At 53.2% G+C, this 16,801-nt stretch carries 14 protein-coding genes; 6 read left to right on the top strand and 8 right to left on the bottom strand.

Annotated features, from left to right (window positions below; all coding sequences use genetic code 11):
* The first annotated feature begins 3 nt into the window (after window positions 1–3).
* From moaC to lexA, 3 genes are all read left to right on the top strand, one after another.
* A complete protein-coding gene (gene moaC, locus DK507_RS13375) occupies window positions 4–474 on the top strand; it encodes a cyclic pyranopterin monophosphate synthase MoaC (protein ID WP_109356844.1) in 471 nt (156 codons plus the stop codon).
* The gene (gene glp, locus DK507_RS13370) at window positions 471–1,655 is read left to right on the top strand and encodes a gephyrin-like molybdotransferase Glp (RefSeq protein WP_109356843.1); all 1,185 of its coding nucleotides are present in this window, start codon (window positions 471–473) and stop codon (window positions 1,653–1,655) included. Before moaC ends, glp begins: the two co-directional genes overlap by 4 nt.
* Before the next feature lie 66 nt (window positions 1,656–1,721).
* Window positions 1,722–2,414 (top strand): transcriptional repressor LexA, encoded by a 693-nt coding sequence (gene lexA / locus DK507_RS13365; RefSeq protein ID WP_109356842.1) that lies wholly within the window; start codon window positions 1,722–1,724, stop codon window positions 2,412–2,414.
* Window positions 2,415–2,432: 18 nt separating this feature from the next.
* Here the strand turns inward: lexA and DK507_RS13360 are convergent, their stop codons facing one another.
* Entirely contained in the window at window positions 2,433–4,712 is a 2,280-nt protein-coding gene (locus tag DK507_RS13360; protein WP_254054385.1) for a ComEC/Rec2 family competence protein, read from the bottom strand.
* Between the two features lie 31 nt (window positions 4,713–4,743).
* Here DK507_RS13360 and gltX point away from each other — a divergent pair, with 31 nt between their 5' ends.
* Window positions 4,744–6,162, top strand: a complete 1,419-nt coding sequence (gene gltX, locus DK507_RS13355; protein ID WP_109356841.1) for a glutamate--tRNA ligase — start codon at window positions 4,744–4,746, stop codon at window positions 6,160–6,162.
* Window positions 6,163–6,194: 32 nt separating this feature from the next.
* Window positions 6,195–7,481 carry a citrate synthase gene (locus tag DK507_RS13350; protein WP_109356840.1) on the top strand — a complete coding sequence of 429 codons (1,287 nt, stop codon included), beginning with the start codon at window positions 6,195–6,197 and terminating at the stop codon, window positions 7,479–7,481.
* Between the two features lie 49 nt (window positions 7,482–7,530).
* Here DK507_RS13350 and DK507_RS13345 read toward each other — a convergent pair whose 3' ends face one another.
* The 4 genes from DK507_RS13345 to DK507_RS13330 all read right to left on the bottom strand — a co-directional run bounded on the left by DK507_RS13345 (window position 7,531) and on the right by DK507_RS13330 (window position 11,654).
* A complete protein-coding gene (locus tag DK507_RS13345; RefSeq protein WP_109356839.1) occupies window positions 7,531–8,931 on the bottom strand; it encodes a sensor histidine kinase KdpD in 1,401 nt (466 codons plus the stop codon).
* Window positions 8,931–9,965, bottom strand: coding sequence for a hypothetical protein (locus DK507_RS13340; protein ID WP_162559048.1), 1,035 nt, complete (start codon window positions 9,963–9,965; stop codon window positions 8,931–8,933). Before DK507_RS13340 ends, DK507_RS13345 begins: the two co-directional genes overlap by 1 nt.
* 72 nt (window positions 9,966–10,037) lie before the next feature.
* Entirely contained in the window at window positions 10,038–11,240 is a 1,203-nt protein-coding gene (locus DK507_RS13335) for a hypothetical protein (RefSeq protein ID WP_162559047.1), read from the bottom strand.
* Window positions 11,241–11,345: 105 nt separating this feature from the next.
* Window positions 11,346–11,654: an Hpt domain-containing protein gene (locus DK507_RS13330; protein WP_109356836.1), complete on the bottom strand. Its 309-nt coding sequence runs from the start codon at window positions 11,652–11,654 to the stop codon at window positions 11,346–11,348.
* A gap of 68 nt (window positions 11,655–11,722) precedes the next feature.
* On the opposite strand from DK507_RS13330, the gene DK507_RS13325 reads away from it, so the two are divergent.
* On the top strand, window positions 11,723–14,068 hold the full coding sequence (locus DK507_RS13325; protein ID WP_162559046.1) for a hypothetical protein: 2,346 nt from the start codon (window positions 11,723–11,725) through the stop codon (window positions 14,066–14,068).
* An 18-nt stretch (window positions 14,069–14,086) separates the two neighbouring features.
* Here the strand turns inward: DK507_RS13325 and DK507_RS13320 are convergent, their stop codons facing one another.
* Genes DK507_RS13320 through DK507_RS13310 form a run of 3 tightly spaced genes read right to left on the bottom strand, consistent with a single transcriptional unit; the run spans window position 14,087 to window position 16,796 of the window.
* A complete protein-coding gene (locus tag DK507_RS13320) occupies window positions 14,087–14,371 on the bottom strand; it encodes a DUF1467 family protein (protein ID WP_109356834.1) in 285 nt (94 codons plus the stop codon).
* Between the two features lie 5 nt (window positions 14,372–14,376).
* Window positions 14,377–16,014, bottom strand: coding sequence for a ribonuclease J (locus tag DK507_RS13315; RefSeq protein ID WP_109357686.1), 1,638 nt, complete (start codon window positions 16,012–16,014; stop codon window positions 14,377–14,379).
* A 2-nt stretch (window positions 16,015–16,016) separates the two neighbouring features.
* The gene (locus DK507_RS13310; protein ID WP_109356833.1) at window positions 16,017–16,796 is read right to left on the bottom strand and encodes a type III pantothenate kinase; all 780 of its coding nucleotides are present in this window, start codon (window positions 16,794–16,796) and stop codon (window positions 16,017–16,019) included.
* Window positions 16,797–16,801: the final 5 nt, after the last annotated feature.

The raw sequence follows: 16,801 nt of genomic DNA, 5'->3' as shown, positions 1-16,801 counted from the left end.
ACAATGAGCAAGCTTACTCATATTGATGGCGACGGCGCAGCGCATATGGTCGATATCTCGACCAAGAACGAAACGGTGCGCGAGGCCCATGCCGAAGGTTTTATCAGCATGAATCCGGATGTGCTGGAGGCCATCAGGGCCAACGGCATGAAAAAGGGCGATGTGCTGGCCACGGCCCGTATTGCCGGGATCATGGCGGCAAAGAAGACCAGCGACCTTATCCCGCTCTGTCACCCGCTGGCGCTCAGCAAAGTCGCGGTTGATTTTGAATATCAGGATGATGGTATAAAGGTTCGGGCAATGGCGCGCTTAACCGGCAAGACAGGGGTTGAAATGGAGGCTTTAACAGCTGCTTCAACCGCACTTTTAACAGTGTATGACATGTCCAAAGCGATGCAGAAAGACATGGTGATTAGCGATATTCGCCTGCTCTCCAAGTCAGGCGGAAAATCAGGAGACTGGACCGCAGAATGAAGCCGCTGCTGCCCCTGGAAGAAGCGCAAGAGCGTTTGATTGCCATGGCACAGCCTCTGCCTTCTGAAACCATTGCCATCGGCGATGCGCTGGGGCGCTATCTTGCGGAAGATGTCATCGCCAAGCGCAATCAACCGGCGGCCGATATGTCGGCAATGGACGGCTATGCCATCCGTTTTGAGGATCGTGATGGCCCTTGGCAACTGGTTGGTGAGTGCAAGGCTGGAAGCCCGCCCTGCCCGCGCATTCAAGCGGGTCAAGCGGCACGCATATTCACAGGCGCTCTGATGCCGGAGGGCGCCGATACGGTTGTCATGCAGGAGAATGTCCATCCGGAAGGCGACAATATTGTGCTCACCAGCGATCCTTCCCCGGTCAAAGGCCGCCATGTTCGTTTTCAAGGCGGCGACTTCAAGGCGGGGGATGTGGCGCTAAAAGCTGGCATTCAGCTTAATGCTGCCGCTCTGGGTCATGCCGTCATCGCCGGTTCCGGCAGCATCAGCGTGGGCCGCTGTCCCAAAGTCGCGATCCTCTCAACCGGCGACGAACTGGTCGCCCCCGGCACGGATGCACAGCCGCATCAGATACCGGCGAGCAATGATGTCATGGTTGCCGCCATGCTGTCGCAGCTGCCGGCAAAAACCCGTTCGATCAGCCGGATAAAGGATGATCTGGATAGCCTGTGTGAAGCGCTGGAAAGCGCCAGCGACCGCGATGTCATCGTTACCATCGGCGGGGCATCGGTTGGCGATCATGATCTGGTAGCTCCCGCCTTTCAACGGCTTGGCGGACAAACCGATTTCTGGAAAATCGCGATGAAACCGGGCAAGCCTCTCATGGCGGGAAAACTGGGTAACAGCCTTGTTCTCGCTCTGCCCGGCAATCCCGGTTCTGCTTTTGTCACCGCCACATTGTTTCTGTTGCCACTGATCCGCTATCTGGCGGGCGCGCAGGAATATATGCCTGTGATGCAAACTGCGGAGACGAGTACGGTGCTCCCCTCCACCAGCCAGCGCGCCGAATTTCTCCGCGCGCGCATTAATCACGACGGAATCACCGCCTTTGACAGCCAGGATAGCGCCAAGCTGTCGATACTGGCTGCCGCCAACGCCCTGCTCTATCGCTCCGCGCACAGCCCGGAACAACCTGTCGGCGCAGAGGTTTCGTATATCGCCATCTAAAATGCTTGACTTGGCACGGTTTGTTTCATAATTGTTCCGTATTCGTTCCCGATAAGGACATGAAACATGCTCACACCGAAACAACATGAACTGCTTTGCTTCATTCATAACAGTCTGGAGGAATCAGGCGTATCCCCATCTTTTGAAGAGATGAAGGATGCATTGGGCCTGAAGTCAAAATCAGGCGTTCATCGGTTGATCAGCGCGCTGGAAGAACGCGGCTTTTTGCGCCGCCTTCCCAACCGGGCACGGGCCTTGGAAGTGACCAAGCTGCCCGAAGGTGGAAATTTGAAACCGGCTGCTTCCAACGTGGTCAATATTGCGTCTGAGCAGGCCCCATCCGCACCGATGAAAGAAATTCCGGTTGCTGCCAATGACGTGATCGAAATTCCCCTTCATGGCAAGATTGCAGCAGGCGTCCCGATCGAAGCCCTTGAAGGTCAGTCTGCACTCAGTGTTCCAGCGGCGTTGCTGGGCTCCGGCGAGCATTATGCGTTGGAAGTTTCCGGCGATTCGATGATCGAAGCGGGTATATTGGACGGCGACTATGCGCTTATCCAACGCACGGAAACAGCACGTAACGGCGAAATCGTCGTTGCGCTGGTCCATGATGAAGATGCTACACTGAAATATCTGTTCAAGGATAATGGGCAGGTTCGCCTTGATCCCGCAAATCCAGCCTATGAGCCACAGATATTTGGCGCAGGTGAGGTGCGGATACAAGGCAAGATGGCCGGATTATTGCGACGCTATAACTAACGATAGCTGGGCGCAGTTTTATTCAGGGCTGCCTCTGATTTCTGTCGCTATTTTGGAAGTTTTCTCTATCGGCTGTGCACTTTTGGGCTCAGTGAAGCGCGTCCATTGATGACGCCCGGAACGGCCCAAAACGGTTGCAATCTTTTGGTTCTCTAAATCTATAGTCATGCCGCCAACCTGACCCAATAAAGTGCGGTCTGCCTTAAGCCAGCGTGGCTGACAACTGGCAGGGAGGCGCCGTTCGCTGATCACAATATCGGCACGCCGGCAGGCCGCTGACAGCGCCATGGCCGGAATATAGTAAGAGCTGCGCGTCGCAACGATGACCCAGTCCCTTTCGTCGACTTCCATGATGACGGTGCAACTGTCCGCATTACACTGCGCATTGGGCCAGTCCTCTAGGGCCGTGGCTTCCCCATCAATCCCAGCATTTTCCAGCAACATGTCGCGAATGAAGTCACCGCTGCGCGTGCGAAGCATCGCCAGCTCCCCCGCGTCATTGCGGATACCGACATGACGACCATCTCCGGTAATGTAGAGATCAGGAGCGCGGGTCGTGGCTATCATCAGGACACCGATTGCTATAGGTGCAAGACCGCAGATACGCCAAGACTGACTCCACAGGGCCATCCACAAGCCACCCGCAATCACTAACCCAAACGCGGCCAGCGGCATGGTCGGCAGCATGGTTACTGATCCCGGTCGACTGGATACATAGTGCGCCAACACCAGCAGACTGCTCAGCGCCTTTTCACATAACCACCAGAACGGTGCACCCAAACCAACCGTATCAAGTAGCAATGCCAATGCCTCCAGCGGCATAATCACAAATGTGGTCAGCGGAATAGCGATGATATTGGCCAGCGCTCCGTAGATTCCCGCTTTGTGGAAATGGAACAGAGCAATGGGCATCAATGCCAGCTCGACGACCAGACCGGTGAGGAAGAGCGCCAATATAATGCGACCTGATCGACGGACAATGCCTTCTTCCCGCCGGGCAAAAAGTGTCTGTATTTTGGGATGTTCGTGCATCGCAATGATCGCAGTGACAGCAGCGAAGCTAAGCTGAAAGCTCGGACCGACAAGAGATTCCGGCCAGATGATGAGCACAAACAGGGCCCCTGCCGCGACCATGCGCAGGGTGATGGCACTGCGCCCCATGACGAGAGCGATGAGAACCAGCAATGCTGCGACACATGCTCTTATCGTTGGCACCTGCGCGCCGGTCATTAAGGTATAGGCGAGCGCCGCCACTGCTGCGCAACCCGCAGCCACCAAGGGCAATCGGAAACGCAGTGCCAATGGTGGAAATAGCGCCAAAATACGCAAAACCAGCAGATAGACCGCACCGACAACCGCTGTCACATGCAGCCCGCTGATCGACAAAAGATGGGCCAGACCGCTGCGCCGCATCGCTTCTGCATCTTCATCGCTGATCGCCCCGCGATCACCAGTGGCAAGGGTCGCCCCTATCGCCGCTGCCCCGCCCGCCATGCGGGACTGGACGTGGCTGGATAGTGCCTGGCGATATTCCGGCATTGCCGATAATGGTCCCCATGACGGCTCCGCTGATCGAACAACCTCAATTTCTCCCAACAGCTGACCAGTGGCCCCCAACCCCATGAACCATGCACGGCGGGAAAAATCATAAGCGCCCGGCAGACTGGACATCGCGGGTGGCATTAACCGGGCGCGAAGCTGAATGATGGTACCCGGCTGCAGGTCGGCGACGGCCTTCTCCGTTCGTACATTCACGCGCACTCGAGGCGGTAGATTTTGTTTCTCATGCGTATCCAGCGTCAACCGCACGATGTCTCGCGCACTGATTGTCTCGGTTTTTTCAATTTCAGCATAGAAGGAAGAGACCATCGGCCGTTCGAGTACCGGCGACGCGACAGCCCATGAGCGAAACCACATGATCGCACAGCCAAGAGCCAGTAAAGCCGCGAACCAGAAAAACGCATTGCTGACCCGCCCGCCCATGTTCAGGGCTTTGACACTTAAGGCCAAACCACAAGAAAGCGCGATAAAGCTTATCCAGAGCGCCGCATTTGCCAGCTGAAACCAAATAGCGATTCCCGCGCCCACACCAACAGGCACCCATAAGGCTAACCGGTCGCGCTCTTTTTCAAGCTGCGTTTCCAGACGTTTGAAAATTTCCAAATTTCCAAGATATTCAGGCAATTGTCGTGCGCGAAACGGCATGCTAAGGGCCTTGCCATTCGAACCGGAAATGGCGGCCATACCGATATCATCGGGCGTTACGCCAGGGCTATTCGGATCAAAGCCACTCTGCATTATTTTTGCCTAACACAGGGAAACACCAAGCGTGAATCTTAATAAATCAGAACAAGTCGTCACGCGTTTCGCGCCCTCCCCCACCGGGTTTTTGCATATTGGCGGCGCACGTACGGCGATGTTCAACTGGCTATTCGCCCGGCATCATGGCGGCAAGGCGCTGCTCAGAATTGAAGATACCGACAAGGCGCGATCCACACAGGAAGCGATTGACGCAATTCTGGAAGGTCTCGACTGGCTGGGTCTCGACTGGGACGATGAACCGGTCTTCCAATCCGAACGCGCCGCGCGTCATGCAGAAGTCGCGCATGAACTGCTCGCTGCTGGCAATGCCTACAAATGCTTTGCAACGCCAGAAGAACTGGCCGCCATGCGAGAGCAGCAAAAGGCGGAAAAGAAGCCGATGCGCTATGACGGCCGCTGGCGGGACCGCGATCCGTCCGAAGCTGCCGCAGACGCGCCTTATGTGATCCGTCTGAAGACCGAAACCGGCGGCAAGATGACAATCGAGGACGCTGTTCAAGGTGAAGTGTCTGTGCAGAATAGCGAAATTGATGATTTCATCCTTTTGCGCTCCGATGGTACGCCGACTTATATGCTGGCAGTCGTGGTCGATGACCATGACATGGGTCTAACGCATCTGATTCGTGGCGATGACCATCTCAACAATGCATTCCGTCAGATGGCGATGATCCGCGCGATGGGCTGGGCCGAACCGACCTATGCCCACATTCCGCTCATCCACGGCAATGATGGCGCTAAGCTCTCCAAACGGCATGGCGCATTGGGTGTGGAAGCCTATCGGGATATGGGAGTCATGTCCGACGCGATGTTCAATTATCTGCTTCGTCTGGGCTGGGGGCACGGCGATAACGAGATTATTTCACGCGAACAGGCCATTAAATGGTTTGACCTGTCAGGGGTTGGCAAATCGCCTTCGCGCTTTGATGCCAAAAAACTGCAGAACCTGAATGGTCAATATATTCGCGAAGCCGATGACAAGGTGCTGGTAGCACTGACAACACCATGGATTGAAGAAGAACTGGGAGCAAAATTGACAGCGGCTGAAAGCGATTTGCTGGCCCAGGCCATGCCGGTTTTGAAAAGCCGCGCCAAAAACCTTATCGAATTGGCTAATAATAGCCTTTTTCTCTATAAAAAACGACCACTTGACCTCGACGAGAAGGCACAATCTCTGCTAGGTGCTGACGCACGGCAGCTGCTTGAATCGATTCATTCGACTTTGACCGACCTTGACGACTGGACGATCCAGGCAACCGAGGACCGGGTAAAGGCCATAGCAGAAGCCGCCGAATTGGGGTTAGGAAAGCTTGCACAACCTATGCGGGCCGCCTTAACGGGAAGTACCAGTTCACCCGGAATTTTTGACGTGCTGATACTCTTGGGCAAGGAAGAGTCATTGGATCGTCTTGCAGATCAAATAAAATAACCTGAATTCTCAGGAGCAGAAAGGACAATATTGTGGGCAACAATAGCGCATCATTTAACCTAGACGGCGAAAATTACGAATTCCCCGTCATGAAGGGTACCGAAGGACCGGATGTCGTGGATATTCGGAAACTTTACGGACAAACTGGTGCCTTCACCTACGATCCCGGATTTAAATCAACTGCAAGCTGTGAATCCGAATTGACCTTCATTGATGGCGGCGAAGGCATATTGCTCCACCGCGGTTACCCCATCGGTCAATTGGCCGAGCATAGCAGCTTCATGGAAGTGGCCCACCTGCTCTTGCGCGGAGAGCTTCCAACAGCAGACGAATATGCGCAGTTCACCAACACGATCACGCGCCACACGATGCTGCATGATCAGTTTTCGACCTTTTACAATGGTTTCCGCCGCGATGCTCACCCGATGGCGATCATGTGCGGCGTCGTAGGTGCCCTGTCTGCTTTCTATCACGACAGCACGGATATCAGTGATCCCGAACAGCGGATGATCGCAAGTCACCGGTTGATCGCCAAAATGCCGACCATTGCTGCGATGGCGTATAAATATGCCGTCGGCCAGCCTTTCATGCATCCGGATAACAGCTTGTCTTATACAGGTAATTTCCTGCGTATGACCTTTGGCGTTCCCGCCGAGCCCTATGAAGTTGTCCCAGCAGTTGAAAAGGCAATGGACCGGATTTTCATCCTTCATGCTGACCATGAGCAAAATGCTTCCACCTCAACCGTGCGGCTCGCCGGTTCTTCGGGAGCCAATCCTTTTGCCTGTATTGCTGCCGGCATTGCTTGCCTCTGGGGCCCTGCCCATGGCGGCGCCAATGAAGCGGCACTCAACATGCTCCATGAAATCGGTCACCCTGACCGGATTCCGGAATATATTGAACGTGCGAAAGATAAAAATGATCCATTCCGCCTTATGGGCTTTGGTCACCGGGTTTATAAAAATCATGACCCGCGTGCGACGGTCATGCAGAAAACCGTCCGTGAAGTCTTTGACGCATTGAAAGTCACCGATCCTGTCTTTGAGGTTGCTCTGCAACTAGAGGAAATGGCTCTGAACGATGACTATTTCAAAGAGAAGAAGCTCTTCCCGAACGTAGATTTCTATTCCGGCATCATCCTTTCCGCCATTGGTTTCCCGACCTCCATGTTTACCGCGCTCTTCGCGCTCGCACGGACCGTCGGCTGGGTTGCTCAGTGGAACGAGATGATTTCTGACCCCGGTCAGGTTATCGGGCGTCCGCGCCAGCTTTATACCGGCCCCACACAGCGCGATTATGTGGAAATTGGCAAACGGTAATCTGGGAAAATATGGAAAAAAGGGGGCTTCATAGCTCCCTTTTTTGTGCCTAAGCGGCGCGTGATGGCAGGCTGAGTTTAAAGGTAGAACCTTTGCCAACGGCGCTCTCGACTGTCAGGCTGCCGTCCATGGCATTGGCCAGACGACGGGAGATGAAAAGGCCCAATCCGCTGCCGCCGTCGCCAGAGCGCCCTAGTCTTTCGAACTTTTCAAATATGCGCTGCTGATCATCTTCGGCAATACCATCACCCTGGTCACGCACGGTAATCACTGAGAACTCGCCCTCTGAAACAACCTGCAACTTAATGACCGAACCATCGGGAGAGTAACGGATTGCATTCCCGATCAGGTTGACCAATATCTGTAAAACCCTACGAAACTCGCCCTTTACCGGCATTTCCAGGTCTTTGTCAGGCAAGTCAATTCGGATCTGGTGATCGGCTGCCTTAACCGCGAGCAGGCCAGCAGCCCGGTGTGCCAGATCAACAAGATCAATATCATCTGCGGCAACTGAAAAACTGGTTCGCTGTATTGCTTCGAGATCGGACAGGTCATTGACCAGATCCATCAAGTGGCGACCGGCGGAGGCGATATCCTTGGCATAATCGGAGTAATCTCCACGCAATGGCCCTTCCAACCGGCTGCCAATAGTCTCGGCATTGGCGATAATCTTGCCCAGTGGCTGACGCAAAGCCGGGCCCAATTGGGAACCGAAAAGGGAATCGCTGATCAGTTCGCTTTTTTTGATTGGCAGACTTGCCTCGTCTTCATTCGCTTTGGCTTCCCGTTCCTCATCCAGTTCCAGCGCGAAGCGATAGCCGGAAAACAGGCCATCATTGTCAATCAATGGCTGCCCGGACAGGTTGTAGAAGGACCTTTTTCCGTTTCTCTGGCGAACGTGCTGACCGCGCACCGGCTGGCGTTCAGATATTGATTCCACCAACACACTCTGTTTGGATGGCTCTACAAAGTCGAAAATATCCAGCAGGGATTGACCGATATATTTCTCAACCGCGTCCAGATCACCGGGCATAGACAAGGCCATGATACGCAGGGATGCATCGGTCCGGATCGACCCTCGCCCATTGAGCCGGTCAAAATCACGCTGCCGCCCAGATGCCTGACTGCTTGTCGAAGGCGCAGGCGTTTCTTTCCAGTCAACTATACTGATCCCGACATTGCCATACTGGTCACCGGGTTGAAGACGAATCTCAACCCACATGTTGATCAGGTTGTCTTCATCAGCCGCCTGCACTGGGCGCGACAGGTTCATGTTCAACTGCCTGCTCAGACGGCAGAGATTTGACAATTGTGGCACAGCAAGCGGCCCGCCCTCATAACCGCCACAGTGCAGGTGAAGGCGCAGCAATGGCGGGTCCGCCGAAACCAGACGGCCATCGCCATCCAGTTGTCCGCGAACCGGCTCAGCCAGATTGCCGGTAACCGGCATTAGTCAGAAAACCCCGGAAGGCCAGCATTTAGCTGGCGTTGTGCGTCCTGGAGAAGTTTATTGCCAGCCCATTTACTGACCAGTTCTGCGGCCTTCTCACCATCAATCTCGTTATAGGAAGCGGGGGTCAGTAATTGACCGCTACCGTCCAGCACACCGAAAATCGATATGGCATGGTCTGTCGGCAAATCAACTGCACGCATGGTCAGAACCAGTCGAACCATATTGGGTTCAGCGGTAAACAATATGAGTTGATCAACTGACAGTCCGGAGCGCTTTGCCAGGCGGGCAAGAAAAAGATCCAGCCCGTCATAAAGTGGATGAAGATGATGTTCATCCTCTGCCAACTGATCGACAAGTTGCGCCAGACGGCGTGCGCGGCTTTGCGTGCCAACGCTCTCATCATGTCCGCCCAGCAGTTTCTCTGCTGCTTTTTTCAGGTCCGGTCCATCATAGCCGGAAAGCTTTTGAATCGCAGCAACCACAGGCCACACAAGTGCAAACAATATTTCTGCAGGAAGACTGGCGATATGAGCATGAATGGAACCCGGCGCCGCATTGTCGCGGCTTTGCGCCACCAGCGATGCCATAGCGGCATCCGCAATCGCAGCATCTTCATTATCGAGATAACGCGTCAAAACAGCTTCCAGATCGGCCTGTGAAATTTTCTGCAAAAGCCGTGCGCCAAGCTCTACACGCTGCACGCTGATAAAAATATGGCCGAGCAGTGTTTTGGTTTCCAGCAAACCCGCATTTTGAAGCAACGGAAAACTATGTCCTCTGTCGCTGTTGCCGATCTCGATAATCGTGTCATGTGTCAGGCCAAAATCTTCGACAGCAATCATGCAGATTTCGGTCTCGATATCCTGGACTATAGACTGCAAATATTGGCGGCCGTTGGACAGCATGCGATCAGACAATATGATGTCCGATTTCGGAAAGAGCGCGGCAGCAAGGTCGTCAGACACAGCGGCGCTTGAACCGCTGATTGCGGCAGCCTGCTGAACAAGGCCAGGGCCCGTATTCTGGTCCATCAAAAAATCTCGCTTCACCATGGGTTTAGCCGTAGGCCAATGTGGTTAATATCTGGCTAAGTGCAATATTTTCTATTTTTGAGACGCAGCGCCAGATTCCGAAGAAAAATAGTCGCGTCGTTCTGCAACCAGATAAACCAAACAGAACAAGGCAGCGGTGTAGAGACCAAGGGAGAATGCGCCAAGAGCAGCAGCGATCAATAAAATCAATAGAATCAAAGGGGTATCAGGCCTTATCCAGTTCAATCCGATATCATCCTCCGCCGCGTGAACGAGCCACAAATTACCAATTAGTAGCAGCAATATTGATATGTCAGCGAACAAGGTTGCCGAAGACACCGTCCGCAGGACCGTAATTGTCAAAACGATTGCGGCCATCAAATAGAATATTGGTGCGGTCCAGTCAGGCTTGTTCAATTCGGTCGAAAACATGGAAATCCGTTTGTGGAGTACCAAAACCAGAGAACCAAGAAACAGAAAGCCCAGCGAAGCCGCGGGCCATATGATAAGACCAAGTCCGAGGGCGATAATCGAGCAGGCAATACTGGCCATCCCAAAATATTTCTTCGCATCGGGGGCCTGCCAAAGTACCGGCATCAGTTTGCGCATCAACGGCCAAACGACATATCGATCGAGGAAATTCTGTTTGGGAATTCGCACCGCACCGAGCCGCCGGTCGGCATAAGCCAAACTCCTCTCGGCATCGATCAGCTGGGACACTGCATCGGACTGTATATCCTCGTCAGAAACCAACTCTCGCTCACATTCCGATTGCACTGCGGTACGAAGCAACGCGGAGCCAACGTCCCAATCATCGGGGATATTCGATATCTCCCCGAGGCGTGTGGCTTTTAAAAGAGCTATGCCGAGCCATCGGTGGCTGAGATCAATCCGCTCAAAACTGTCGTAATTATCTGCATTTGTTACGACATAGATTGATTCAACGGATTTCCCGCTCAATTTATCTTCAATCGGCTTTGCGGGGAGAATACCATCTCCAAGAAAAATAAGGTCGTCATTTTCTGACGCATGTTGCCCCAGATCGCTGGTATCGCGGATAATCTCGGCATCAATATTCTGACGCTTCAAGGCATCAACATATTGCAGCAAAGCCCCGGGCATAGTTGGGCTCAGCAATATAATCTTCTCTGCACCCATATTTCGGACAGCTCTTACTTGTTGTTCAATGACATTACCATCGAACAGCGGCAGCATGCCAGCAGGCCCATGCCCCACTTCATGCTCGGTCGATACGGAGATAAGGGCCAGTCTCAAAAATAAATCCCAATTTGCCAGTCAACAGACGTGAGCATCATATAGGATTTACCGCTATTGCATCAAAGCGATATCTTCATCTTTTAATGCGGATAAACGGGGTGGTTAGTCGCGATGATCTTCGATTGCGGCGATAGCCCGTTCGAGCTTTTTCAGCACCGTCGGTTCACCCGGAGCAGACATAACCGCTTCTTCCGCCAGATCCAGTACATGAGTCGCACCGAAACTGGCCGCCAACCCCTTCAGGCGCAAAGCAGCATATTCCCAATTGGCATCACAACGTGCGCGGTGAAGCAAGTCGACCTGCCGTTTTGCACTGTCCAGAAAAGCGGTACGCAATTCCGCGATGAGTGACTGATCGTCACCAACTGCGGCGGTTAAAGCCGCGTCGAGCGCTCCATAATCGAATGACATGGGCATTTCTTACGGTGCCATGGTTAACTTATAGTTTCTCTGGCCGATTTTTATGGTAAAACCGACTCATGACAGGTGGATCGAAAATTATCGGAATCAGGCGTGACCGGGGTGAAGAACCTCATATGGAGCATGTCGAGTTTGACGAAACAGATGGCAGTGATGCCCTTGAGCTGAGCGAAGACGATGGCAGCGATGCCGTTGAAAGCGAAGCGGATCAGGAGCTTGACGAGGTCAGCAGCGATGAAGAATGGAGTCACTATGCCGATGACGATGTCGTTCGGCCATCACGATCTCATTACATTGCGCCGGTACTGTTGGGTCTATCCATAGCATTATGGACCGCCTTCTTCGCGTGGGCCAATCGCGACATATTTACCACAATCCCGACGATGAAGGGCGGAATTGACCTATTGTCTCAATATTGCCTGCCAATTGCGACCTTCGCTATTCTCTATCTGCTCTACATGCGCAACAGCACCCGGGAAGCCAAGCGATTTGATGACGTTGCATCATCTTTACGAATGGAATCCGAGCAGCTGGAATTCCGTTTGAAGACGGTGAACAACGAGCTGGCGATGGCGCGTGAATTCCTTGCCGGTGAAACGAAAGAACTGGAAACGCTGGGCTCTCAATCGTCGACAAAACTCAACGAAGCGGCCAGCAATATCAAATCGGCCTTGAGCGATGGCCTGTCCAAGATGAAGAAATTGGATACGGTGGGCGATACCGCTTACAAGAATCTCGAACAATTGCGCGTGCATCTCCCCTTCGTTATCAACACAGCAAAAGATGTGACCAATCAAATTGGGAATTCCGGTCGGGCCGCTCAGGCGGAGATGGCTGCCATGGTCAATACATTGAGCCGGGTTGGCGATGTTGGAACGGCGGCGAAAGCCAGTCTTGATGAACTGACCAAACGTTCGGAAGATTCGCTGTCCAATCTCGAAACAACCGCTGAGGCAATAAAAGACAAATTGACCAAGCAACTAACGGAAACGGAAACAGGGTCGACCCGGATTGCTGACATTTTGAAAAATACTTCCGCAGACGTGATCGCCGCTTTGCATAAGACCCGATCCGAACTGGCAGCGGAAACATCTGAAAGCTCTGAGGCAATCAGGACCGATCTGGCGAGCATAGAAGAAACCCTGACCCTGGTAGGCAAAACGGCTGATGATGAAGAAGCGCGGTTAAAGGAACTCGTGGCCGAACTCCATCAAAGCGTTGCGGAAATCTCGACCAAAGTGGAAACGCTCGACAATGAAAGCGGCGAAAAAACCGCCAAGCTGGCCTTTGCGATGACTGCGCTCGAGCAGAATAGTGATGCACTCAAGAAATCCATCGAAGAGGGCCATGGTACTGCTGATCAGATGATCGAGCGCGTCGAACAGCTGCTTGTCGCTCTTGATAGCGGCGCGCGGGAGCTGGACGAAACATTACCCGCCGCGTTTGACCGGATGAACGAAAAATCCGAAGCCAGTTCTGCCCTGTTCAGCCGCATGACTGAAGAAGCCGAAAAGGTCGGTACGGTAACCGATGAAGTGACCGCCAAAATTGAAAAATCGGATGAGGCCATTGAGGAGCAGCGCGCGAAACTTGCCAAGCTCAGCGATGATGGCATTATTGCGACCGACAATGTTCTCGGCAAGATCGAAGGACTCGCGAAAGAATTGCAGGAAGTCCGTGACCAGAACGAAGCTCTGGCCGAAAGCGCTGGCGAGAAGCTGGTCAGCGCCCTGCTGCGCGTAAAAGAGACTGCTCGCCAGGCATCGGAACATTCGCGCGAGGCATTGGAAAAATCTATTTCAGGATCTGCCGAGACCTTTGAAAAAGTCAGCGAAGAAGCGCTCACCAAGATTGTGGATGAAAAAATCTCTTCCATCGCGCCGAAACTGGAATCGGCAGTGTCCAAGGCAGTGGCGACCACGGAGTCTACCGCTGGCCATTTGACGGAGCAACTTGCCGCCATCGAAGACATGACCACGAAATTGGAACAGCGCATATTGTTTGCCAAGGAAAAGGCGGAGCAAAGCAGCGACGAGAATTTCACGCGCCGTGTCGCTTTGCTCACCGAATCCCTCAATTCCACGGCGATCGACGTCACGAAATTGCTATCCAATGAAGTAACCGATACGGAATGGGCGGCTTACCTGAAAGGTGACCGCGGTATATTTACCCGCCGCGCCGTGCGCCTGCTTGATACCGGAGAAGTGCGCGAAATTCTGGTGGAATATGACAATAATTCAGAATTCCGTGAGCATGTGAACCGCTATATCCATGATTTCGAAACAATGCTGCGCGGCGTACTTGCGACCCGCGATGGTAGCGCAATCAGCGTGACGCTGTTGTCATCGGATATCGGCAAACTCTATGTTGCCTTGGCTCAAGCTATCGAACGGCTTCGCAACTAAAAGTTCATCACTTTCGGGTTACTGCTGTTCCAGTCTGTCACGGCTGCCGAAAAAATCTATGTCATCAACGGTGATCCATTGATTGGTGTAGTTGAAATAAAACAGGATAAAGGCAAACGTCGCCAGTAATGTTGTAAAGGCCAATGTCCGGCCCGGTCTGAAATTGACCGGCGCTCCATCTGCCTGCCCCTTCACCATTTCTGTGCCCGTTTCCGAATGGCTGCGTATGCCAAAGGGCAATATAATAAAAGCCGATAGCACCCAGAACAGCACATAAATGGCGAGAATCGAAGTCCAGTCCATTGACGTTACGCCTCAATAACCAGAACCGAAACAACCGGTTTTTTGCCAGTCCATTCAGTTGCGCTGCGTCTGACCAACAAACGTAACTCTTCTGAAAATCTGTCGATATCACCTACAGGTTTTTTGAATTTCTTCATTATCGTCTCATACATCTCGTCGAGAAAATCTTCCTCATCTTCTTCCAGCGGGACACCATGTAAACGCAGCATGGGTTGGCCCATGATCTTGCCCCGTTCATCCAGACCGACGGCCACCGATATGCTACCATTATAAGCAATTTTCCGACGTTCGTTAAGTGTCTTGCCATCGGCCGGTATGATCACATCGCCATCAAGAACCAGACGCCCTGTCCTCTCCTGACTTATGATTTTCGGACCTTCTGGTGCAAGCCGTACGACGTCGCCATTTTGCTGAAAGATGTTCTGCGGAACGCCCTGCTCTTGTGCAAAGCGTGCCTGTTCTTTCATGTGGCGGATTTCGCCGTGCACCGGAACCAGTATCTCTGGCCGGATCCATTCATACATGCTGGCCAGTTCGGGACGCCCGGGATGCCCCGAGACATGAATATGCTCCTGCCGGTCCGTGATCATCACAACGCCCTTGGCGGCAAGCTGGTTCTGGATGCGGCCGATAGCAATCTCGTTGCCGGGAATTTGCTTGGAGGAAAACAGGACATGGTCGCCTTCGGTCAGTTTGATCTTATGACTGTCGCCAGCAATCCGCCCCAATGCCGCTCTCGCTTCACCCTGCCCGCCCGTCGCGATGATCATGATTTCATCGCGCGGAATGTTCATGGCTTCATCGAAATCCACCGTTGGCGGAAAATCCTTTAGATAACCGTTCTCGCGAGAGTTTTCGATCATCCGGTCGAGCGAGCGCCCGGCGACGCACAGCTGGCGACCGCTATGTTTTGCAACTTCGCCAAGCGTCTGGAGGCGTGCTGCATTCGATGCAAAGGTCGTTACCAATACCCGGTTTTCCAGGCCTTCAACGACCCGCATCAGGTTGCGATAAACATCGCCCTCCGACCCGGACGGTGCATCGTTAAAGACATTGGTGGAATCGCACACCATTGCCAATATACCCTCATCACCGACCGCTTTTAACTGCTCCGTTGTCGAGGGGACGCCAAGCATTGGTTCATCATCCAGCTTCCAGTCGCCGGTATGGAAAACCTTGCCATATGGCGTGTCAATCAGCAGCGCATTGCCTTCTGCGATGCTGTGCGCAATTGGCAGATAGCGGAAACCGAAGGGCCCCAGATCAAAGCTGCCTTCATTGGGAATGATGTTCAGCTCTACATCATCCTCTAGGCCAGCTTCTGCTAGTTTCCGGCGGATCAAACCCGCGGTAAACGGTGTCGCATAGAGCGGAACATCCAGCTCTCCAGCAAAATAGGGAATGGCGCCGATATGATCCTCATGGCCATGCGTCAAGACAATGCCCAGCAGGTTCTTGGATTGCTTTTCAATAAATTCAAGATCGGGCAAGACGAGGTCGATGCCCGGATAGCCGGGATCAGCGAAAGTCATGCCCAGATCGACCATCACCCATTTCCCGTCACAGCCATAAAGGTTGACGTTCATGCCAATCTCCGCTGACCCGCCGAGAGCCAGGAAGAGAAGTTCGTTTTTTGGTTTTATCATTAGGTGCTGGTTGCTCTCTGATAGAGGATTAAGAGTCCGCGCAAGGTAAGGTCGGACTCCAGATGGTCAAATACGTCTGTATGTGCATCAAATAAAACAGACAATCCGCCAGTGGCGATAACTGTGGTAGGACGGCCGATCTGTGCCTTGGTCCGTTCGACGAGACCTTCAATCATTGCGACATAACCCCAGAAAATGCCGATCAGCATCTGGCTTTCGGTCGTCCGCCCGATAACATTGTCATCTTCCGGTGCTTCAAGAGCGATACGCGGAAGCTGAGCGGTTTTCCCGACAAGAGCATCCAGTGACAGGTTTATACCCGGCGCGATGACGCCGCCTTTATACGCTCCGTCATAATCTGCGACATCAAAAGTGGTGGCGGTGCCGAAATCAATGATTATTACGTCCTGCTTGTACTTTTCATGAGCCGCAATGATATTGAGAACCCGGTCTGCGCCAACCGTGTCGGGCTGTGCCACATCCAGCGCCACACCCCATCCAGCATCACCACGCCCGGCCACCAACGGTGTTACACCGAAATATTTTTCCGATAATACGGTCAGGTTATGCAGCGCTCTTGGTACAACAGTGCCAATTATGACGGCATCAATGGCGTCGATACCCAACCCTTCAAGATCCAGCAATTGCCGAAGCCATACAACATATTCATCCGCAGTGCGCCGCGGATCGGTTGCAATACGCCAGCGCGCCTTAACCTCGTCTCCGTCAAAAAGCGCAAATACGACATTGGTGTTGCCGGCATCTATCGCGAGCAGCATGATTG

This window comes from Sphingorhabdus sp. EL138 (genome assembly GCF_900258045.1).
Lineage (GTDB): Bacteria > Pseudomonadota > Alphaproteobacteria > Sphingomonadales > Sphingomonadaceae > Parasphingorhabdus.
This window is presented reverse-complemented; position numbering and strand designations above follow the sequence as displayed.